Origin of the sequence: Arcicella aurantiaca (assembly GCF_003148625.1) — a bacterium.
In the GTDB taxonomy this organism is placed as follows: Bacteria; Bacteroidota; Bacteroidia; order Cytophagales; family Spirosomataceae; genus Arcicella; species Arcicella aurantiaca.
This window is the reverse complement of sequence record NZ_QGGO01000002.1, coordinates 49,332-70,885: the sequence shown is the minus strand read 5'-3', so window position 1 is coordinate 70,885 and position 21,554 is coordinate 49,332. Positions and strand designations below refer to the sequence as shown.

Here is a 21,554-nt window from a genome sequence, read left to right as displayed (position 1 = left end):
GTATTTTTTATTTGAGATTTTAGAAGAAATTAAGGCTTGAAGCTTTTGCCTAAAGCAAACCTTACTTGTACAAAAATATGAAGAATAACGTATTAATAGGCCTTTTTATTCTCTTAGTGAGTTTTCAAGGTTTTTCACAACGGTATAATTCCGATGCAAATTATGGAGGAGGCTTCTTTAGTAGATTTTATAAACTGAAAATGGGTTTTCGGTTTTCTCCCGGTATTATGATTAATTACGTGGAGGCTTCAAAAGCCTTTAAAGGTTTTGAGTCGAACGGAGCAAATGTACGTTTGAGTTTAGGACCAATCGCCGATTTTTATATTACCGACAAATATGCTTTCAGTACAGGACTTTGGTACACCGTTAAAAGTGTAAATTATTCGATGCACGGGAGTTTTTATGATAATGAACTTTTCAAAACGACACCTCTGACAGCCGATGAGATTAGAGGAACGGAAGCTAATTTCAATTTACAGTATTTGCAATTGCCATTGACGATGAAAATCTTTAGCGATAATATTTTAGATGACACTCCAGTTTATTTGCAATTCGGCGGTACAGTTGATGTGAAAATTGCAGAAAAACCTTTAGATAAAACCCGTAATCCTCTTTTCCAATATCAAGAACGTTTGGCGAGTTCACAAAGTATTTTTGCTTTTGGCGATGTCGGGTTATTATTAGGAATTGGTGGCGAAAAGTCCATAAGTAGAGGAGGAGATGCCTTTTTCTTTGGGATTCAATATCAAAGAGGTTTAGTTGAAATAAATAGAAGTCGCACCTTTGGCGATTTAGTTACCAAAAATGGAGCGTTTTATTTAGATTTTGGGGTGAAGTTTTAGGAGACTTTTTTTGTAAAATATTTCAATGATTGACTTTTCAAATCAGGGCATTGGATAGATACAGAAGGAAGAAAAACACTATATTTATTCTGAAAAAATGTTACTAAACAATCCAAATGTTTAATTGATTTTGCCAAATGAATATCATGGGTTAAAAATGCAGTAGTTGCACCTATTTGTCTATCTTTTTCATTGACTAAATAACGTGACCTACGTGATAACATTTGCAAGGCTGCATAAGCTATGTATTCATCTTCGGGAAGTTTAGAAATGGATAATGTTCGCTCAGGATTTAGGGCATCTTTTACATCAACGTGCTTTCGATATTGAAGGTCAAATGTAGCCAAATGAGCATTAATGAGGTGTAAAGCCGTATAAAAACAAACTGTAACTTGCCAGTCAATACAATCTTTGATATTATGGTTAATGGATTCTAAAAAAGCAAGATTTCGTTTTGCTTGATTAATGTGTTCTTCAAAAGTAGCCAAATGATTGGAGTAGAATTAATTAGGTTAATCAATGAAAGTTTTATAATGATTTGGAATAGCCATAAAATCACGAGCTTCAACAATAGTAGTAGTCATATCAAACCCAAACTCATGGTATTTTGCATTGATTTTAGCTTCCGCCATAATCAATTTTCTTTCCATAGCTTCATCATCGTTTGGAATTTCAGCCCATACTAATATTTCTGAGTCATTATAGTCAAATGCTAATTTTAGGGGCGAATTTTGATGGATAATTTTGACATAATCCACAATAATTTTACCAACAAAATGTTTTTGAATATGCGTTTTATTCATCAAAGCCATTGAATCAATATTACCAGAGAATATAGTATCATAAAAACTTCTTACTTCTTCTGAAGCAGTATTGGTTTCTAAAGCCAGTTCGTGGACTCTCAATTTAGCCACAAAATTATCAAACCACGTACTTTGTAAGTCTTGTTTAGGTGATTCTAATGTTTCCGTCATGTTGAGTAAATGCGTTTATAGGAGATAAAATGATGTTAAAGATAGAAATATAATTGGATTTAGACAATTGTTTTACGGAGTGTTTAGCCATTTGATACAACTTTATCAATCTTCTTTTCAAGATATAAATTATAAATTCGCATCAATATCCAGTAGATAGCTGGAACAATAAAAAGAGCAAGTATAATGGTACTTCTTGGAGAATATTCTTTTGTAGAAAATAAAGCTATTCCTAATAATATTTCAATCAATAAAATCCATTTCCAACTAACTCCAAAGCCCAAAATACGAGCAAATTTATTGGTCAGATAATAATAATCGTTGCTTTTAGTGTTTAGAAAACCAATGATTTTTTTATTTAAAGTTATCAAATGTACCTCTTGCCCAACGTATGCTCTTATTGCACTATATTCAGTTGTAAAGAAGAACTCTTGGTCAGTATTTTTTAGACGAAAAGCTAAGTCATGTTTAGGTGTATGCGACCATGAATTGTTGGTGATAAAACTACTTTCTTCATATTTGTCTGATTGAACTACCGTAGCAGGATGGTAATCAATTTCAAAAATTTGATTGTGAATTTGGATAGAATTATTCATGTAAGTATAATTTTAGATGATAGTAGAAAAAACGCTTCTTGATATTTTAAATAAATTTTCAAGAGAATGATAAATTAGAAATAAGCATTTTACCAATTTTCTAATTACCAATACCTAATCACCATATTTAAAATATCAAGAAGCGAGTATAAAATTACTTAAATTCAATCACTTCTGGCATCAACATCATTACGCCTTCACGTGCTTTTAAGTCTTTCAATTGTTTTACGTAAGGGGCTAAATCTCCAAATTGTGTTTGTAAGATTTTTGCTTCGGCTTCATCTTCTTTTTTATCCAAAAACTCTTCAAAGAAGTTTTTAGGTTGTGGATAAAATCTTGTTTTGAAGTCGCCATCTTTCAATTTTGCTTTTTTAGCAGCCAGTTTTACCGCATCTTCCAAACCTCCTAATTCATCAACTAAGCCGTTTTGTTTTGCTTCAATGCCAGACCAAACTCGTCCGCCTGCAAGCGATTTCAGTTTGTCAATGCTCATTTTACGACCTTTTGCTGCTTTTGAAGTAAAGGTTTCGTAACCTGCTTCAATACTTTTCTGAAACCATGCTTTTTCAAATTCGTCCATGTCACGAGTAACCGTTGGGAAATCTGAGTGAGCGTTGGTATTTACACGGTCGTGAGTGATTCCTAATTTATTTTTCAAGAAATTCTCAAAATTGAAAAACTGAGCAAAAATCCCGATTGAGCCTGTAATCGTTGTTGGTTGAGCCACAATTTCATCGGCAGCCATTGCCATATAATATCCTCCAGAAGCGGCATAGTCACCCATTGAAGCAATAACAGGTTTTACTTTTTTCGCTAATTCCACTTCTCTCCACATCACGTCAGAAGCCAATGCCGAACCACCAGGGCTATCAATTCTTAAAACAATAGCTTTGATTTTCTTATCATCACGAGCTTTACGAAGTTCAGCCACCCAGTCGTCAGAACCAATATTTCCTTTGTCGGCTTTTGCTCCCACAATTGCACCTTCACCCACAATTACCGCAATTTTATTTTCAGAATCATTATAAGGAATAGCTGATTCTGCTTTTAAAAACTTGCTTAAACCTACAAATTCAATTTTATCGTCTTCATCCGCTTTCAATTCTTTCTTTAAAGCAGTTTCAAATTCATCGTAATATCCAACATTACTAATCAATTTAGAAGCCAATGCACCTTGTGGTTTATAAGCGATTAAGTCGTCCGCAACTTTCTTTAAATCTGCAACTTGAAGATTTCTCGATTTAGCAATTTGACCGTAAATATGGTCGTTCAAAGAACCTAAAAGCGAAGTATATTGTGCTTTGTTGGCATCACTCATATTTTCACGTAAATACGGTTCAACGGCTGATTTGTACTCGCCCACACGGAAAATAACAGGTTTAATATCTAATTTATCTAACGCTCCTTTAAAGAAACTAACTTCAGCACTGATACCGTTGAAATCCATTCCGCCCGACGGATTTAAGTAGATTTTATCCGCAACAGAGGTTAAGTAATAGCCTTTTTCAGAGAACATTTCGCCATAACTATAAACGAATTTTCCTGATTTTTTAAATTCTATCAGAGCATTACGGATTTCTTCTAAAGTTGAATAACCTGCTTGTGGATAATGGGCTTGCAAATAAATTCCTTTGATATGGCTATCAGCAGCAGCACGTTTTAAGCCATCTCTGATTTGAACTAAACCCATTTCTTCGGTATCTTCTACAAAAGGACCTCCTAAGCTTTTGAAAGGATTGTTGTCATCAGAAGCATTTTCAACGATTGGACGATTAAGGTCTAATTTTAGAACAGATTTATCTTTTAAAGATGTAGCTTCCTCAGAAGAACCTACTGCCGCTCCGATACCCGCCAGAATGATAACCCCGATAATTGTAAATAGAAGTAACCCTATTATGGTTGCAAATACATATTTCAGAAATTGTAACATATTATTTTTAAGTTTTGGTTGTACAAATTAAAGAGAATAGCTCGTAGGATTTTACTCTTATCTGCTTATTCAATTATTGTTTATAACTCAAAAATAAATTATTCAGTTTTGAAAATTGTTTTTATGTGTTCAAAGGGATATTGAATGGATAGGAGGTTTTTACGGCTTAAACTTCTCGTAAACTTCTTTGTCTGTATTGGTATCACGTCCCCAAAGTTCGATATAAATTACCGAAGGCATCATACCGCTTTCATCTACTTTGACAAAAACCTTTTCTAAGATTTGCATTTTCCCATTGATTGGAAATAAAGCAATTGGTTCGCCTTTTGCGTTTTGTTTTACGACAAATCTACGTTTACGGTAAGCAAAAAAGTAGCCATCATAACTATTCACTTCTCCCACCACAGGTTTGGTGTGCAACCCATAAGCCAATGAACGTTGAATACCCGTAAGCTCTTGTTTTTTATTGCCTTCTGTATAACGAATCCAGTAAGTATGAACAGGATTTTTAGGGTCTAATTTTTTGTCAGAACCTAAGTTGGCATCGTAGATTATAGTATTAATGTTTGAGCTACGCTGAATATAAAATAATTGATTTGGAGTTTTAGCAGGAATCGGAAATTGTTCGGCTGAACTGGGTACTGTATTTTTGTTTTTTTGTGCTAAAATATTGAATGTCAATAAAATAGAAAAAAGCAGTGTGGTTTTGAAAAATTGCATTGTAATAGAGTCTATTCTCTTGTTGTTTTTGTGTCTGCAAAGTTACGGAACGTAAATTAGTTATTTTAAAATTCGCTCTATAATCATTTTAGAATGAACGTTAGTGGGCAGATTAATATTGGAAATACCACAGAAATCTTTCCTGTTTTGAAGAAACACCACAAATGCAGGAAAGATTCTCCTGATATGATAATTTTGAATATTTCAAAGGAAAATCGGTAACATCGGGGCTCATCTTTATTGTCATTGATAGGCTAACTTTTACTGTTTTTGCAATATTACATGGTCATTGAAAACATTGTTTTGTATCTTTGATGAAAAATAATAAATCAAAATCCCAAGATTATGTACGAAATTTTTCAACTTATTCACAAGACACTTTTTTTTGTTGTGATGATATTAGGTCTGGTTGTTTTGGTGAAAGCCGCAATGGGACTTAGTTCAAAATCTGAATTTACTGAAACAGACCGTAAATTGGGTCTTTTCTTCTTGATTTCAAATCACACACAATTATTGATTGGCTTGGTTTTATATTTATTTTTAAGCCCTTTTGGACTAAAAGCCTTTACAGAATTAGGTTCAGAAGTAATGAAAATTGCTGAATATCGTAAAATTGCAGTTGAGCATATTTTTACAAATATCATTGCCATTGCTTTAATTACAGTGGGTTATTCAAAAAATAAAAGAGCAACCGATTCAGCAGTAAGACATAAAAATGCCTTGATTTTCTTCGGTTTAGGACTTGTTCTTTTGTTAAGTCGTATTCCTTGGGATAAATTATTCTAAACGGTGAATGGTGAACGGTAAAAGGTAAACGGATTTGACGGTAAATTTTCCGTATTTCTGTTTTGAAAACTACCGTTCGCTGTGTACCGTTCACCCTTTTGCCGAAAAGTAATGAGCGAAATAAAAACCATACTCAAAGACTATAAACTCCGTCAAACAGATTGTCGGGAAGAAATCTTGCAGGTATTCATGAGCAAGCCTCATGCACTCGCTCATGCGGATGTGGAAGGGCAATTGACCGAGCAGTTTGACCGAGTAACCGTTTATCGAACCCTAAAAACGTTTTTAGATAAAGGCATAATCCATAAAGTATTAGATGATGAAGGTGGCGTAAAATATGCCATTTGCAAAGCGAATTGCCATACAGAAGACCACAAACATCATCATGACCATGTACATTTTAAATGTACAACTTGCGGGCTAACAACTTGTTTAGACCACGTGACGATTCCAAGTATTATTCTTCCAGAAGGTTATCTGCGTGTTGAAACCAATCTTTTAGTACAGGGTGTTTGTAAGAGTTGTAGTTAACAATAAAGGTAAAATCAGATGGAAACGATACAAAAAAATACCTCGATAAATGCTAAGAATTTCATTAAACAATGGAAAGAACGCAAAAAACAAAATGAGCAAGAGAGTAAAGAATTTGCTCTTACACCAGAATTTCAAGAATTAAAAAATAGACTTCGGGAAAAAAAAGCAAAAAAAGGAATTGTCATACCAAGGATATGAATTTGAATTTAGAGGTGGGAGAAGTAATAGCTATTTTTTTGAAACTGATAAAGAAATTTTTTACGAAGTAAGATTTACCCCAACAGATTATTTGTTTAACGAAGTATTGTTTAATGAAAATACTTATGAGTTTTCAATCATCGTTGCAGACAATCCTACAAGTAAAAACCCAATATTTGACGCAAGAACTTCTTATACAATTGCGGGTATTTTTAGAGATTTTTATGAGCAAAGCGATGAATATTTAACGATTTATATTTGTGATTCTTCTGACGAAAGGCAACTTGTTCGACATAGAAAATTTAGACAATGGTTTTTGTATTTCACTAATGATGATTTCCTAAAAATGGATGCCATCATTAAAGATGAAAATCATCAATTGTTTCCTGTCTCAATTATCTTTAAGGAAAAAAATCCTTATAAGGTAGAAATTTCTACCGCTTTCTTAAAACTGATAGAAAGCTATAACAGAGGGAAATAGCTTTTATAAAATTCCTTCAAAATCAAATGATACAAATTATTCCAGCCATTGACCTTATTGATGGCAAATGTGTTCGTCTTACACAAGGCGATTATTCCCAAAAAACAATTTATAACGAAGACCCTTTGGAGGTTGCTAAATCTTTTGAAGATGCAGGAATCACTCGCCTACATTTAGTGGATTTGGACGGAGCAAAACAAAAGAAAATCGTAAATCATAAAGTGCTTGAAAGAATTGCTACTAAAACCGATTTACACATTGATTTTGGCGGTGGTGTGCAATCAGACGAAATGATTACGGTTGCTTTCAATTCAGGAGCAAAACAAGTAACAGGCGGAAGCATTGCGGTAAAGAATCCGACCTTATTTGAAGGTTGGTTGAAAAGTTATGGTGGTGAAAAAATCATTTTAGGAGCAGATGCCAGAGATGAGAAAATTGCTATTTCGGGTTGGGAAGAAGCTACAACAGCCTCCGTTTATGATTTTGTAGGAGGATATATTGAAAAAGGAGCAAAATATACCATTTCAACAGATGTAGCCAAAGACGGACTTTTGCAAGGGCCAAGTTTTGATTTATATAAAAAAATGCAAGATAAATTCCCAGACTTGCACATAATTGCCAGTGGTGGCGTTGCCGTTTTTGACGATATTGTAAAGTTGAACGAAATGAATATTTTCGGAGTAATCGTCGGGAAAGCCATTTATGAGGGTAGAGTTACGTTGAAACAATTGGCAGAGTTTAACAGATAAAAGTGAATAGTTTTAATGCTAATGGAGTTTGTCGTTATTTTTCACAATCCATTAGAATCAGAAGCTTTAATTAAGGTAAGTTGTTCACTATTCTCTATCAACTATTAATTAGCAATCATGCTTACAAAAAGAATAATTCCCTGCCTTGATATAAAAGATGGCAGAACCGTAAAAGGCACTAATTTCGTTAATCTTCGTGATGCAGGTGACCCCGTAGAATTGGGAGCCATTTACGCTGAACAAGGAGCTGATGAATTGGTATTTTTGGATATAACCGCTACCGTTGACAATCGTAAAACATTAATTGATTTAGTTAGAAATGTAGCCAGACACGTAAATATTCCTTTTACTGTTGGCGGTGGTATTTCATCAATTGAAGACGTTTCAGCTTTATTGAATGCAGGTGCTGATAAAGTTTCTATCAATTCATCGGCAGTTAGAAGACCAGAATTAATTGACGAATTAGCATTAAATTTTGGTTCTCAATGTATTATTGTTGCCATTGATACACGTTTTGTTGAAGGTGAACATATCGTTCATACACATGGCGGACGCAAACCAACCGAATTACGTACCATTGCATGGGCAAAAGAAGTAGAAGATAGAGGAGCAGGAGAAATTCTTTTGACCTCAATGGATACTGACGGAACAAAAGCTGGTTTTGCCAATGAGCTAACTTCTATTATTTCAGCAAATTCATCTATTCCAATTATTGCTTCGGGTGGGGCAGGAACGATGGAACATTTTTACGACGTATTTACAGAAGGAAAAGCCGATGCAGGACTTGCCGCCAGCATTTTTCACTTTAAAGAAATAGACATTATTGATTTAAAGACCTATTTGAAAGAAAAAGGCGTTGCGATAAGATTATGATAATTTTGGTATCTTTACGAAAATAAAATATTAGTAATATGGGAGCTTTAACAATAGAATATCAACCAACGGAGGTTTTATTTAGAATTAAACGTCCTATTTCAGAAGCTACTCTTAAAGAATTTAAAGAATGGCTTGAAGTAAAATTATTAATTGATGAAGTTGATTTCGATGATTCAATTCAAACAATTGGCAACGAAATGAAATCACATTGGTGGGAGAGAAATAAGCATAAATTCATAAAAGATGAATAATGAAGTAATCATTGATACAAATTTAGTTTTTGCTTTTCTACATAAAAATCAAGCTAAAAGTGCCAGATTCTTCTTTTCTCAACAAGATTATAGCTTTTTGACTCCAAATTTGTTTGTCTATGAAACATTTTTGCATCACGATATGATTCTTGAAAAATCAAAAGGCACTCAAGAAGATACTCATACTCTTTTTGAGAAAGTTGTAGAAAAGTTATATTTCGTAAATGAATCCACAATTTCAGTTAAAAATTTCATAGATGCTTATTATTTATGCAAAGATGTAGATGATAAGGACACTCCATTTGTTGCTCTCTCACTCGAATTAAATGTACCACTTTGGACACGAGATGTTATTTTGAAAAATCATCTTATTTCGAAAGGCTTCACCAATTTTTTTGACGAAAGCATTTTATAATTAAACATGAACATAGATTTTAATAAACAAGGCGGACTTATCCCTGCCATTATTCAAGATGCCAAAACAGACAAGGTGCTGATGCTTGGTTATATGAACCAAGAGGCTTTTGAAAAAACGCAAAAAGACGGAATCGTTACTTTTTTTAGTCGTTCTAAACAACGTTTATGGACTAAAGGTGAAACGTCAAACAATTTTCTTCATGTGGTAAGCATCGCAAACGATTGTGATGAAGATACGCTTCTGATAAAAGTTAATCCAGATGGTCCAACGTGTCATACAGGTGCAGATACTTGTTGGAATGAAAAGATTAATGAAGGACAAGCAGGCTGGTTAAATTATTTAAAATCTACCATTCGTGATAGAAAAAATAATCCTTCTGAGAAATCATATACTGCAAGTCTTTTTGAAAAAGGAACAAATAAAATTGCTCAGAAAGTAGGAGAGGAAGCCGTAGAATTAGTCATTGAAGCAATGGATTCTAACGATGATTTATTCAAAGGAGAAGCTGCCGATTTACTGTTTCATTACTTAGTTTTATTGGAACAAAGAGGCATTGACTTTGACGAAATTATTGACGTACTTCGTAAAAGACACAAATAAAACCTTCAAATAGTTATGGTAAATTTTATTATCAAATACTTAATTATTGCCGTAGTAATAATGTTTGGTACAAAATACATTGTTGGCATTAAAATTGATAGCTTCCAAACTTCCGTTTTAGTAGCTTTAGCAATGGGTTTTGCGAACACTTTTGTAAAGCCAATTTTGAAATTTATAAGTTTTCCAATCACTTTTCTAACGCTTGGACTTTTCTTATTGGTAATCAACGTAATAGTTGTTTACGTTGTTGCTCATTTTATACAAGGCTTTACAGTTCAAGGCTTTATTCCTCCATTAATCTTTAGTTTTGGACTTTCTTTTCTATCGACTGTTTTGGGATGGTTCTTGGATAAAGACTAATTTCTTGAAAAAGTCCTAATAGAAATATTAAAATTAAAATAAAAAGCGTGTTAAAAATGAGCTAATGTCATTTTTAACACGCTTTTTATTTACACGAACACAGAATATTTCTATTTTTTATTTTTATTCAGCCCCTTTTTGATATTTTATATTAAATAATAAATTTAGGTGAAAAGGTATAACTTGCTGTTTTTCAACAAAATAGATGAAAAATATTTTTGGCAAAATGTTTGGAGTTATGAATTGTAATTTTATATCTTTGTACACCAAACAAAAAGTTGGCATACTTTTTGAAAATCCTTACTTTGTGAAGTTATTCCTATAAGCCATGATTTGGTATAAGAAAAATTTTCACGTTAAGATTGCTTGACCGTAACCGCCATGAAAGTCGAGAATCCAAGTTTGTTTAAAATTTAAAAATATTCAATCTTGTTTTCGTTTCAAGTAGTTACGTTTCTCAATGCTTAATTGTGGAAATTTTTAAACTTATAAGAGTCATGAAAAACTTTACCCTAATGTTAATGCTATTTGTAGCATTTTCTGGCAAATCACAAAAGAGTGTATTAGTGCCAACCACTTTCTCTGATAAAGATAAAGCGTTAATTGCAAGTGTATTAGATAGTGATAGTGAATTAGGTCTTTTAATTGATAAAGATAAAGCCAGAGCAAGTCGTTTCAAGAATATGACTGTTGATAGAGATTCAACGTATTATGATGTAGAGTTGCCAGCATCTTTTCCAGATGGACAAGACGGATTGAAGAAATTCATTAGTCAAAATATTGTTCGCCCGAAAGGTTCAAAAGGGGAAACTGTTTTAGTTAGATTTATGGTTGAACGTTACGGAGAAATCAGTAAAGTTCATGTTTTAGCCAGTAGCTCTGACCCACAATTAAGTGCTGAAGCCATTAAGGTGGTGAAAAAGATGGGTTCTTGGAATCCAGCAAAAATTCAAGGAATTGAGGTAGCATCTTATTATGTTTTACCAATAAAATTCTAAGTAGTCGAAAATCCTTACTTTAAATAAATATTTGTAGTCCTCATGTACATTGTACGTGAGGACTTTTTTGCTTCTAATCCTTTTATTTGGGTACTCCTCTTTGAAAAGTTGCTTCGGTAGCCATTCCCATTGCTGAAAAACGTAAAACCATAGACTGTGCATCAGACTTTTCTTGTAGGGTTTCGCAATGTTTTCCTTTTTCAAGAAAATAAATGTAATATTCCTGATTGCGGTCGGCTAATTGTTGAACGTCTGGTCTTCCCAAATAATCATCAATATCGTTTGAGCTAACCCCTTTTATCTCTTCTTTCAAAGATTTTAATTTTTCAATATTTTTGGTACGCTCGCCCGAACACCCGCCTTTATCGGCTTTCCATTTTTCGAGGTCAAGTCCTTCTAACTTAGGCTGTTTGGTACAAGCGGTTGCTAAGAAGAACATGGGTAATATGTATTTGATTTTCATTTGCTTGATTTTGCATTAGACTTCTTGCAAGAAGTCTATTTTATAACATTACACAAAGTTAAGTAAATGAAATAGAGGATTGCTTCTACAAGGTCAATTTATCATCAGGAATGTTTGGGAGTATTTATTTTTTGAGGGTAATAGCAATAACACCGTTAGCCCCACGAGCTCCATAAATACTGCAACTGGCTGCGTCTTTTAGAACTGCGACTGATTTTATGTTATTAGCATTACATAAATAGTAAACAGTAGAGAAGTTGTTCATTGCCTGACCATTTATTAAAAATAAGGGTTCAAGATTTGAAACAAATGAGTTAATGCCTCTAATAGTAACATTGGCACTTGCCCCTGTTCCTGTAATATTTACGCCCGCAACTTGTTGAAGATAATAGTCCATCGTGGCATTTTGCATGGTATTATTTTCTTCTATTACTACCGTTGAGCCTGTATTATTTCTGGAGTGTTGGACTTCTCCATACATTGCTGAATTGTTATTATTATTTGAACTTGAAGTAACACTTTGTTTACTACAACTCATACTCAACAATACTGTTGAGAAAAGAATACAGATTTTATATAAGAGTTTCATAATGATAATTGGTTAAATTGTATAAAAAAAATATAAGTAAAGATAAGAATTTTTATAAATCTAAGCTCAAATATCGTTTTTTTTAGAGTTTACATAAATGTTCTCCTGCACGTTCTAAGGTTTCATCGTCTTTGGCAAAACAAAAACGCAAAATTTTATAGTCATTTTTCTGATTATAAAATACCGAAACAGGAATACTCGCTACGCCAATTTCACGGGTTAGTCTTATGGCTAAATCATAATCTCCTTCGTCTGTAATATTTTGATAGTTAACACATTGAAAAAAACTGCCATGTGCGGGCGTGTACGTAAAACGAGAGTCTTTGATACATGTTAAAAACTTATCTCGTTTCTCTTGATAAAATTTTGGAATGGATAAATAATTATCAGGCTCTTTTAGAAAATCAGCCAAAGCGTATTGAATGGGTGTAACGGTGCTAAAAGTTAGCCATTGGTGTACTTTTCTGAATTCTTCGGTGAGGGCTTTAGGGGCAAGGCAATAACCAATTTTCCAGCCTGTTACATGAAAGGTTTTCCCGAATGAACCACAAATAAAACTACGTTCTTGTAAAATAGGATTTCTAAGTAAAGACCAATGTTCTCTTCCGTCGAAAATAATGTGTTCGTAAACTTCATCACCAATCAAGAAAATATTGGTATCTCTTACAATTTCTGCTAATTGTGTTAAATCATCTTCGCTCAAAACGGTTCCCGTTGGATTATGTGGAGTATTTAAAATTATCAGTTTTGTCCGTTCCGTAATTTTAGATTTTACTACGTTCCAATCAATTTTATAGCCATTTTCGGGCGTGAGCGTTACATAAACAGGCGTGCCTCCGTTGAGCGTAACGGCGGGAGCGTAAGAATCATAACAAGGTTCAAGTAAAATCACTTCGTCTCCTTGATGAACTACGGCAACAATGGCAGCGTAAAGAGCTTCAGTTGCTCCAGAAACGATGGTTACTTCTGTATCTGGATGATAATTGATTTGGTAAGCATCACTAATTTTTTGAGCTATCACTTCTCGAAATGGTTGAATCCCTGCCATTGGAGCATATTGATTCATGCCTTTTTTGAGATAATGCGTAACTAAATCAGTCAGTTTGGGAGAACAATCAAAATTAGGAAAACCTTGCGATAGGTTTAATGCACCGCAATCTGCGGCTAACTTTGACATAACTGTAAAAATAGTGGTTCCTGTATTGGGTTGTTTTGAGGTAATGTTCATTCCTAATTTTTTTCTGTTAAAACCATTCAAGGCAGCCATGTTCAATAATACCTTTCACCACAAAATTATCATCAAAAATGACCATATTTGCTTGGTAGTCAGGTTTTATTTTTCCGAGATAATGACCTGCGTTTACTGCTTCTGCGGGATAAGTAGATGCCATTCGGAGAGATTCTTCCAATGAAACTCCTACTTGTTCAACACAATTTTTAACACCTTGCATCATACTCAAAGCTGAACCCGAAAGAACCCCTTTGGTGTCTGTATAGTGTGTTCCTGCATGAATAAATTTGTAGTCGCCCGAAACATCATTGGTTACGGCATCTGTTATCATCAATAATCGTTTCCCCATCATTTTCTTAGAAATTCTAACGCTATTAAAATCCACATGAATGCCATCGGGAATGATACTTGCCCAAACGTCAGAATCATAAGTTGCTCCAACCAAACCCGGTTCACGACTTTGAAATTGTGACATGGCGTTAAACAAATGCGTTACACGTTTGATGCCTTTTTCAAAAGCTCCCATCGCTTGTTGGTAAGTGGCAGAACTATGACCCGCCGAAAGAATAATATCGCTGCTCAACAACATTTGTAATTGTTCATCGGTAAATTCTTCGGGAGCAACAGTCATGTAAGTGGGTAAACCTTTGCAAGCCTCAATAATGGTTTGTAATTCTTCATCGGTCGGTTTTCTGATAAACTCCGCTACGTGAGCTCCACGCTTTGGAAAACTAAAAAAAGGTCCTTCAAGGTGTAAGCCAATTAAGCCTTTTCCGCCATTTTTCAGATAATCTTTAGCTACTTTAATGGCTTCTAATATTTTATCTAAAGGCGTTGAAGAAAGCGTTATTTGAAAATAGGTTGTTCCCTGACGACGAACTTCAAGGTAAGTTTTTCTAATCGTTTCTTCTGTTGTTTTTGAATTATATAAACTTCCACCACCGCCATAAATCTGAATGTCTATAAAGGCTGGAGCGATATTAAAGTGTTTTAAATCAATAACTTGTATGTCTGTGTCAATATCTTCAATATCTTCTTCTACAATGAATTTGCTGATTTTTTTACCTTCAATTAGTATGATTTTGTCTTCGATGATTTCTTCAGAAGTGAATATTTTGCCATTTTTGAGTGCGTACATATCGTGATTGAATAATAGTTTTAAATAAATGCTTTGCTCTTTTAAACTTACTCTAAGTTAAGGTTTTTACAGATGATTTCCATGATTTCTCTGACCATAAATTAAAGCTTTGATGATTAAAAAGGAATGAATAATCCTTATCTTTGACGTTTAAATTGAACGATTATTTTATCAATTATCATGAATATTTTTGAAAGACAACAAGGACACATGAGAGAAATCTTAAAAGCTGAAATAGAAAGAGGACAAGCCTTTTTAGCAGAAAATAAAAAAAGACCAGAAGTTACTGAAACAGAAAGCGGTTTACAATATGAAGTTATTGTAGAAGGAAAAGGACAGAAACCAAGTGGACCAAGAGCGAAAGTATTGACGCACTATCACGGAACGACTATCGATGGCGTTATTTTTGATAGTAGCGTTTTGCGTAACGAACCTATTAGCTTTGGCTTAAACCAAGTAATTACGGGTTGGACAGAGGGTTTGCAATTAATGCCAGAAGGAAGCAAATACAAGTTGTTTATTCCTCATCATTTGGCTTATGGCGAGCGTGGTGCAGGTGCTGATATTCCTGGAGGAGCTACTTTGATTTTTGAAGTTGAGTTATTGAAAACGAACTAATACAGGTGTTAGGTTTTAGAGTTAAACCCAATGTTGTTTAGTTAAGAGAATTTATGAAACTTCCCGAAAGTTCTAAAACTTTCGGGAAGTTAATCAAAGGCGTTAAAAATGAATAAAATCATTTCTAACGCCTTTTTTATAGTCAAGGTCTTAGTTTCTACCTTTATATGCAGGCTTTTCTATGCTTGTACTTCCGTAAGCAGGACAATTGTTTTTTCTTGCACATGATGCCAATGAAAGCACTGCTAATAATCCAAAAATGATGGTCGATTTTTTCATGATTCAGTATTAGTATGGGTTGTGTAAGGATTAATTACATAACAAAATTACGAAAAACGTTTTTAATTATTGTTCTACAAGTAATTAATTTTCAATCGGTTAGTGAAATGCACCTTCCTCAGTTTTTCTTAATTTCTTTTATTATTGCTCAACCAATGACATTTGCTCAGCCAATGCCATATCTTCTTGACTAATCACTAATACTTTTTCTTCTTGCTCTTGAACTTTGTCGCCATAGCCCAAAATCGTCATCATACCTTCTTTACCTTGTTCGTCGGCAAATAAACGTGTTGTGATTGTTCCGTCTTCTAATCTGTCCACAATTACGTGTTTTGGAGCAGGAATCAAACAGTGCTGAATTCCACCGTAACCACCTAAAGATTCTTGGTAAGCTCCTGTATGGAAAAATCCTACAAATTGACGCTCTTGACCTTCTTCGTAAATTGGTAAATATAAATCTGAACTGTGTGCTTCTGTATTGTAAAAATCCATCGAATCGCAAGTCAAACCTCCTAAATTCACTTTTTGGTATGGACTTCCCCAGTTATTCACAGGCAACATGATGTATTTTTGGTTCATTCCCCACGAATCGGGTAATTGCGTAATGAAAGAACCGTCAATCATGTACCAAAGCTCTTTGTCGTTTTGTAATTTTTGGTCAATGATTTCATACAAAACTGCACCACTTTCTCCAACAGTATATGAACCAAATTCCGTAAATAAATTTGGAACAGGAACGTTATTTTTATTACAAATCCATGAAATAGATTCAACGATTTCATCAATCATTGACTGATAATCATAGTTGAATTGTAATGAAGTTTGAATTGGCAAACCGCCACCCAAATCAATAGAATCAAGGTCTGGGCAAACCTTCTTCATTTCGCAATATTTATAAATAAAACGGCTCAATTCTGACCAATAATAGGCACTATCTTTAATACCCGTATTGATGAAGAAATGTAACATTTTTAATTTATAACGCTCACTATTCTGGATTTTATTTTTGTACAAATCCATGACATCAGAATATCTGAGTCCAAGACGTGAGGTATAAAAAGCAAAGTCTGGTTCTTCGTCTGTTGCAATACGAATTCCTAAATTTACCGTTTCAGCCGTTACCGATTTATCATAGAAGTCAATCTCTTTTAGGTTATCTAAAATGGGAACGCAATTAAAGCCTTCGTTGATTAATTCGCTGATATACTGTGTGTAAAGGGGCAATTTATATCCGTTGCAAAGAATATAAGTTGATTTAGAAATTTTATTTTTTGAATATAAATCTCTAATAATTGAAATATCAAAAGCTGAAGATGTTTCGAGGTGAACATTATGGCTCAAAACCTCTTCGACGATAAACTTAAAGTGAGAAGATTTTGTACAATAACAATAAGTATAATTTCCTTTGTAATTGTACTTTTTGATGGCATTCTTGAAAAGACGTTTTGAATTTTCTATATGCTCACCAATTTTGGGAAGATACGTTATTTTGAGGGGCGTACCGTACTGTTTGATAATGTCCATTAAAGGCACATTATTGAACAAAAGTTCATTATCTTGGTCAATGTTAAATTCCAACGTTGGGAATTCAATCGTTTGGTCAATCAGGTCAATGTAGTTCTTCATCCTAAGCTAAAAAGCATAAATTGTTTGTTAGTATAGCTTTCAGCTTTTAGCTTTCGGCTATTGGATTTTAAAAATTTTCTGGGGCAAATTGTTTCAGAAATTGACACCCGATTACTGATAATCGATTGCCAAGTATTCCTACAAAAAGCGTGCAAAAGTGCAATAAAAGTATGACCTTTGCAAGTAAATAAATTGTATTTATTTTATATTTAACGTTCTGAAACGCAAATTAGTTTATTGATAGCGAAATGTAATTAGTGGATAGCGATTCTATACTCAACTTATCGCCATTCGCTTATCGCTAATTCGCTAAATTTTATTTATGCAAAAAATTCACTTCATTGCCATTGGCGGTGCTGCCATGCACAATTTAGCTATTGATTTACACAATAGAGGTTTTGTCATTACGGGTTCAGATGATGAAATTTATGAACCTTCACGAACATTATTAGCAGATAAAGGACTTCTTCCTGCTGAAATGGGGTGGTTTCCTGAGAAAATCACGGCTGATTTAAGTTGTGTAATTTTGGGAATGCACGCTCGTGTGGACAATCCTGAATTGGCTAAAGCTCAAGAATTAGGCATAAAAATTTACTCTTATCCAGAATTTATTTATTCACAAAGTCTTCATAAACAAAGAGTTGTCATTGCGGGAAGTCATGGGAAAACAACCATTACTTCGATGATTTTACATGTGCTGAAATACCATAAGCGTAAATTTGATTATATGGTTGGAGCAAGAATTGAAGGTTTTGATACGATGGCGAAACTGTCGGACGCACCTGTAATTGTGATTGAAGGAGACGAATATTTATCGTCGCCAATCGACCGTCAGCCTAAATTTTTGCATTATCATCCACACGTCATGTTGATGTCGGGCATTGCTTGGGACCATATCAATGTTTATCCAGATTTCAACGATTACGTTCATCAGTTTGAATTATTAGCCGATGAATTACCCAAAGCAGGAAGTTTTATCTATGATGAAACAGACGCTTTAGTCGCTAAAATTGGCTCGGTAGAACGTGAAGCCGTGAGAAAATTACCGTATCAAGCTCACCCAAGTAAAGTACGTGATGGCAAAACATTCTTGATTTTATCGAATAAAAAAGAACTTGAAATTGAAGTTTTTGGAGAACATAATCTCAAAAATTTGAACGGTGCAAAGTTTGTACTTTCTCAAATTGGCATTGAAGATGAAGAATTTTATGCAGCGATTCCATCATTTAAAGGAGCAGCAAAACGTTTGGAATTAGTGGGTCAAAATGCCGAAACAGTAATTTATAAAGACTTTGCTCATGCTCCTTCTAAGGTTGAGGCAACGACCAAAGCCGTAAAAGCTCAGTTCCCGAACCGTCAATTAATAGCTTGTTTAGAATTGCATACATTTAGTAGTTTGAACAAAGATTTCTTGGGAGAATACGCTAATAAATTAAATGCAGCGGATGTGCCAGTAGTGTATTTTAGTCCAAAAACGCTGGAACATAAAAAGTTGCCTGCCATCACGCCCGAAGATATTAAAGTACATTTCAATAATCCAAATCTACAAGTTTTTACCGATAACGAATCGCTGAAAGCGTTTTTGTTATCTCAATCTTGGCGTAATGCTAATTTATTAATGATGTCTTCTGGGACTTTTGGTGGGTTGGATTTTAATGAATTAGCTAAAACAATTTTGATGTAACACGAACTTTTAGTTCGTTAAAAATAAATCCCGATGCGGAAGTATCGGGTTACAAACAATGAAATTCAAAATTCTTCCATCCGATACCCTTTTACCTCATTTCTCTATTCAAGAAGATGAGCTGGGGAAACGCATGGCTGATTTGCAAGAATTTCAGAATACCATTCAAGATTTTACTTTTTATACGTCCAGTTCGGTCGTGTATTCTTCCAAGATTGAAGGCGTTGAAATTGAGTTGGATTCGTACTTAAAACATAAATTATTGGGCGTTAAATTTTTGGTGGATTATACCAAAAAAGCCGATGATTTATTTGAAGCATATTCCTTTGCAAGAAATAATATGCTGAATGAAAAGAATATTTTGAAAGCCCATAAATTCATCACTAAAAACTTTCTAAGAGCCTCAGAAAGAGGACGATGGCGAGTTTCGCCTATGTTTGTAATGGGTGGAGAAAGAATATTGTACGTTGCCACCAATCCCGAGCAAGTGAAGGGGGAGCTTGTAAAATTTTTTGCCGATTTATCACTGCTTTTGAAAAATGAATTAAGCATTCGAGAAACCTTTTTTTATGCTTCGTTATTGCATCTTATTTTCTTAAATATTCACCCGCTGAATGATGGAAATGGACGAACTGCAAGGCTTTTAGAAAAATGGTTTTTAGCTTCAAAGTTAGGGGATAAAGCTTGGCAAATTCCCTCAGAAAAATATTATTACCAAAACAAAAACGAATATTATCACAATCTACAACGCATTGGTTTTGAATATGATACAATGGATTATTCAAAAACCTTACCTTTTGTAAATATGCTTGTAGCTTGTGTGTAACACGAACTTTCAGTTCGTTCGTTAAAAATAAATTCCGATGCGGAAGCGTCGGGTAACAAAAACATGAACCGTATTAAACAACTTTTCCAAGAAAAAACAAATAACATTCTTAACGTTTATTTTACCGCAGGTTTTCCAAAAATAGACGATACAACCGTGATTTTAAAGGCTCTTCAAGACGGTGGAGCTGATTTAGTAGAAATCGGAATGCCGTATTCTGACCCTGTGGCGGATGGCGAAACTATTCAGCAGTCGAACCAAATTGCTTTGGATAATGGAATGACGGTAAAATTACTTTTTGAACAACTTTCAGGAATTCGTGAAGCGGGCATTACTGTACCTATTTTATTGATGGGATATGTAAATCCTGTGATTCAATTTGGCGTTGAAAATTTCTGCCAAAAATGCCAAGAAGTTGGTGTGGACGGCTTGATTTTGCCAGATATGCCAGCCAGCGTTTATGAGGAAGAATACAAAGCAACTTTTGATAAATATGGTATTTTGAATACCTTTTTGATTACGCCACAAACTTCAGAAGAGAGAATTAAGCACATTGATAGTATTTCCGATGGTTTTATTTACATGGTTTCTTCTGCGAGTACGACGGGGGCAAAATCAAGTATTTCCACTGACCAAGAAGCGTATTTTGCTCGTGTAAATGCTATGAATTTGAAAAATCCACGTTTGATTGGCTTTGGAATTTCTGATAATCAAACCTTTAAAAAGGCGTCTTCACAAGCAGCAGGAGCAATTATTGGTAGTGCCTTTATCAAATTGATTGGTCAGTCAACAGATTTAGCAGGTGATATTAAGGCTTTTGTGAGTAGTGTTAAAAACGGTTAAAATTAATCAATGGATTTTGGAAAACTTTCAAAATATGATGTAGAAAAAACAGATTTTACCTTGAAACCCGACAATGCTTTTAATGCAAAAGTATTGTCGGGGGCAAAGGTTGAAAAACCTGTTATTAAAGTTGGTTGTCCTGTTTGGTCGAATAAAGATTGGAACGGGAAAATCTACCCTCACAATGCAAAAACGCCCGATTTTCTGAAATTATATTCTCAACAATTTAATACAATTGAGCTGAATGTAACGCATTATCAAATCCCAAATGATGAAACAATTGAGCGTTGGAAAGTAGAATCAAGCCCCAATTTTACCTTTTGTACTAAATTTCCACAAATAATTTCTCACGATAAATTATTGCAAAATGCTGAAGGTTTGACAGACGAATTTTGTCGCCAAATCTTGAAATTAGAGGAGAAATTAGGGATGCCTTTCTTGCAATTAGCTCCGTATTTTTCGCCAAGACAGTTTGCCGTTTTTGAGAAATATTTGAGACAATTGCCTGATAATCTGAAAATTGCTGTTGAATTTAGAAATGAAGATTGGTTTAAAAACGAAAAGGCTTGGCAAGATGCTTTAGCTTTATTGAATAGTTTGGGACACGCAACGGTCATTACAGACGTGGCGGGCAGGCGTGATGTTGCCCATCAAAGTTTATCTTTACCGAAGGCTGTTATACGTTGGGTCGGCAATGAACATCCATCAGATTATAAACGAATTGATGAATGGGTTCAAAGAATAAAAACTTGGTTGGATTTAGGCTTAGAAGAACTTTGGCTTTTTGTTCATATTTGTGAAAATACGATTGCTCCAGAAATGGCTAATTATTGGATTCAGCAAATCAATTTACATTGCGGACTTTCCATTAAAGAGCCTAAATTTTTACCTAAAGTCGAGCAGATGAGTTTGTTTTAAAATGAAAATAGCCAACTTTTTGAAGT

At 34.2% G+C, this 21,554-nt stretch carries 28 protein-coding genes; 17 read left to right on the top strand and 11 right to left on the bottom strand.

The features are described 5' to 3' along the window. Positions 1-77: 77 nt before the first annotated feature. Entirely contained in the window at positions 78-842 is a 765-nt protein-coding gene (locus tag LV89_RS01980; protein WP_109741185.1) for an outer membrane beta-barrel protein, read from the top strand. On the opposite strand, the gene LV89_RS01975 is transcribed toward LV89_RS01980, so the two are convergent. The 5 genes from LV89_RS01975 to LV89_RS01955 form a co-directional block, all read right to left on the bottom strand. Then, positions 839-1,330 (bottom strand): hypothetical protein, encoded by a 492-nt coding sequence (locus LV89_RS01975; RefSeq protein ID WP_109741184.1) that lies wholly within the window; start codon positions 1,328-1,330, stop codon positions 839-841. The genes LV89_RS01980 and LV89_RS01975 overlap by 4 nt on opposite strands. Before the next feature lie 24 nt (positions 1,331-1,354). Next, positions 1,355-1,816 (bottom strand): hypothetical protein, encoded by a 462-nt coding sequence (locus tag LV89_RS01970; protein WP_109741183.1) that lies wholly within the window; start codon positions 1,814-1,816, stop codon positions 1,355-1,357. 83 nt (positions 1,817-1,899) lie between these two features. Beyond that, a complete protein-coding gene (locus LV89_RS01965) occupies positions 1,900-2,412 on the bottom strand; it encodes a hypothetical protein (RefSeq protein WP_109741182.1) in 513 nt (170 codons plus the stop codon). A gap of 154 nt (positions 2,413-2,566) precedes the next feature. Then, entirely contained in the window at positions 2,567-4,342 is a 1,776-nt protein-coding gene (gene sppA / locus LV89_RS01960; RefSeq protein WP_109741181.1) for a signal peptide peptidase SppA, read from the bottom strand. 159 nt (positions 4,343-4,501) lie between these two features. Next, positions 4,502-5,062, bottom strand: a complete 561-nt coding sequence (locus LV89_RS01955) for a DUF4833 domain-containing protein (RefSeq protein WP_109741180.1) — start codon at positions 5,060-5,062, stop codon at positions 4,502-4,504. A 345-nt stretch (positions 5,063-5,407) separates the two neighbouring features. On the opposite strand from LV89_RS01955, the gene LV89_RS01950 reads away from it, so the two are divergent. From LV89_RS01950 to LV89_RS01900, 11 genes are all read left to right on the top strand, one after another. Further along, entirely contained in the window at positions 5,408-5,848 is a 441-nt protein-coding gene (locus LV89_RS01950) for a hypothetical protein (protein ID WP_109741179.1), read from the top strand. 111 nt (positions 5,849-5,959) lie between these two features. Then, on the top strand, positions 5,960-6,379 hold the full coding sequence (locus LV89_RS01945; RefSeq protein ID WP_109741178.1) for a Fur family transcriptional regulator: 420 nt from the start codon (positions 5,960-5,962) through the stop codon (positions 6,377-6,379). Between the two features lie 18 nt (positions 6,380-6,397). Next, positions 6,398-6,580 carry a hypothetical protein gene (locus LV89_RS01940; protein ID WP_109741177.1) on the top strand — a complete coding sequence of 61 codons (183 nt, stop codon included), beginning with the start codon at positions 6,398-6,400 and terminating at the stop codon, positions 6,578-6,580. Further along, positions 6,561-7,061, top strand: coding sequence for a DUF6169 family protein (locus tag LV89_RS01935; RefSeq protein WP_109741176.1), 501 nt, complete (start codon positions 6,561-6,563; stop codon positions 7,059-7,061). Before LV89_RS01940 ends, LV89_RS01935 begins: the two co-directional genes overlap by 20 nt. 26 nt (positions 7,062-7,087) lie before the next feature. Continuing rightward, entirely contained in the window at positions 7,088-7,810 is a 723-nt protein-coding gene (hisA, locus tag LV89_RS01930; protein WP_109741175.1) for a 1-(5-phosphoribosyl)-5-[(5-phosphoribosylamino)methylideneamino]imidazole-4-carboxamide isomerase, read from the top strand. Positions 7,811-7,927: 117 nt separating this feature from the next. Then, positions 7,928-8,683, top strand: coding sequence for an imidazole glycerol phosphate synthase subunit HisF (gene hisF, locus LV89_RS01925; RefSeq protein ID WP_109741174.1), 756 nt, complete (start codon positions 7,928-7,930; stop codon positions 8,681-8,683). Positions 8,684-8,721: 38 nt separating this feature from the next. After that, complete coding sequence (locus tag LV89_RS01920) at positions 8,722-8,937, top strand: hypothetical protein (RefSeq protein WP_109741173.1); 216 nt, start codon at positions 8,722-8,724, stop codon at positions 8,935-8,937. Next, on the top strand, positions 8,930-9,352 hold the full coding sequence (locus LV89_RS01915; protein WP_109741172.1) for a PIN domain-containing protein: 423 nt from the start codon (positions 8,930-8,932) through the stop codon (positions 9,350-9,352). The genes LV89_RS01920 and LV89_RS01915 overlap by 8 nt, the downstream gene beginning before the upstream one ends. Positions 9,353-9,358: 6 nt before the next feature. Beyond that, positions 9,359-9,955, top strand: coding sequence for a bifunctional phosphoribosyl-AMP cyclohydrolase/phosphoribosyl-ATP diphosphatase HisIE (gene hisIE / locus LV89_RS01910; RefSeq protein ID WP_109741171.1), 597 nt, complete (start codon positions 9,359-9,361; stop codon positions 9,953-9,955). Between the two features lie 15 nt (positions 9,956-9,970). Further along, complete coding sequence (locus LV89_RS01905) at positions 9,971-10,315, top strand: phage holin family protein (protein ID WP_109741170.1); 345 nt, start codon at positions 9,971-9,973, stop codon at positions 10,313-10,315. Positions 10,316-10,812: 497 nt separating this feature from the next. Further along, on the top strand, positions 10,813-11,313 hold the full coding sequence (locus LV89_RS01900; protein WP_109741169.1) for an energy transducer TonB: 501 nt from the start codon (positions 10,813-10,815) through the stop codon (positions 11,311-11,313). 82 nt (positions 11,314-11,395) lie between these two features. On the opposite strand, the gene LV89_RS01895 is transcribed toward LV89_RS01900, so the two are convergent. From LV89_RS01895 to nagA, 4 genes are all read right to left on the bottom strand, one after another. Continuing rightward, the gene (locus LV89_RS01895; RefSeq protein ID WP_109741168.1) at positions 11,396-11,776 is read right to left on the bottom strand and encodes a hypothetical protein; all 381 of its coding nucleotides are present in this window, start codon (positions 11,774-11,776) and stop codon (positions 11,396-11,398) included. A gap of 124 nt (positions 11,777-11,900) precedes the next feature. Then, the gene (locus tag LV89_RS01890; protein WP_109741167.1) at positions 11,901-12,365 is read right to left on the bottom strand and encodes a TonB-dependent receptor plug domain-containing protein; all 465 of its coding nucleotides are present in this window, start codon (positions 12,363-12,365) and stop codon (positions 11,901-11,903) included. A gap of 82 nt (positions 12,366-12,447) precedes the next feature. After that, entirely contained in the window at positions 12,448-13,593 is a 1,146-nt protein-coding gene (locus LV89_RS01885; RefSeq protein ID WP_109741412.1) for a methionine aminotransferase, read from the bottom strand. A 16-nt stretch (positions 13,594-13,609) separates the two neighbouring features. After that, positions 13,610-14,734 (bottom strand): N-acetylglucosamine-6-phosphate deacetylase, encoded by a 1,125-nt coding sequence (nagA, locus tag LV89_RS01880; RefSeq protein WP_109741166.1) that lies wholly within the window; start codon positions 14,732-14,734, stop codon positions 13,610-13,612. Between the two features lie 180 nt (positions 14,735-14,914). Between nagA and LV89_RS01875 the strand changes: the two genes are divergently transcribed. Next, on the top strand, positions 14,915-15,352 hold the full coding sequence (locus LV89_RS01875; protein WP_109741165.1) for an FKBP-type peptidyl-prolyl cis-trans isomerase: 438 nt from the start codon (positions 14,915-14,917) through the stop codon (positions 15,350-15,352). Between the two features lie 150 nt (positions 15,353-15,502). On the opposite strand, the gene LV89_RS25785 is transcribed toward LV89_RS01875, so the two are convergent. After that, the gene (locus LV89_RS25785; RefSeq protein ID WP_262509845.1) at positions 15,503-15,631 is read right to left on the bottom strand and encodes a hypothetical protein; all 129 of its coding nucleotides are present in this window, start codon (positions 15,629-15,631) and stop codon (positions 15,503-15,505) included. Between the two features lie 141 nt (positions 15,632-15,772). Continuing rightward, complete coding sequence (locus LV89_RS01870) at positions 15,773-17,257, bottom strand: type III PLP-dependent enzyme domain-containing protein (RefSeq protein ID WP_109741164.1); 1,485 nt, start codon at positions 17,255-17,257, stop codon at positions 15,773-15,775. Between the two features lie 322 nt (positions 17,258-17,579). Between LV89_RS01870 and LV89_RS01865 the strand changes: the two genes are divergently transcribed. The 4 genes from LV89_RS01865 (at position 17,580) to LV89_RS01850 (ending at position 21,528) form a co-directional block, all read left to right on the top strand. Then, on the top strand, positions 17,580-18,941 hold the full coding sequence (locus LV89_RS01865; RefSeq protein WP_109741163.1) for a UDP-N-acetylmuramate--L-alanine ligase: 1,362 nt from the start codon (positions 17,580-17,582) through the stop codon (positions 18,939-18,941). Between the two features lie 58 nt (positions 18,942-18,999). Beyond that, complete coding sequence (locus LV89_RS01860; RefSeq protein WP_109741162.1) at positions 19,000-19,767, top strand: Fic family protein; 768 nt, start codon at positions 19,000-19,002, stop codon at positions 19,765-19,767. Between the two features lie 63 nt (positions 19,768-19,830). Then, positions 19,831-20,610 carry a tryptophan synthase subunit alpha gene (gene trpA, locus LV89_RS01855; protein ID WP_109741161.1) on the top strand — a complete coding sequence of 260 codons (780 nt, stop codon included), beginning with the start codon at positions 19,831-19,833 and terminating at the stop codon, positions 20,608-20,610. Positions 20,611-20,619: 9 nt separating this feature from the next. Continuing rightward, positions 20,620-21,528, top strand: coding sequence for a DUF72 domain-containing protein (locus LV89_RS01850; protein WP_109741160.1), 909 nt, complete (start codon positions 20,620-20,622; stop codon positions 21,526-21,528). The last annotated feature ends 26 nt before the right edge of the window (positions 21,529-21,554 follow it).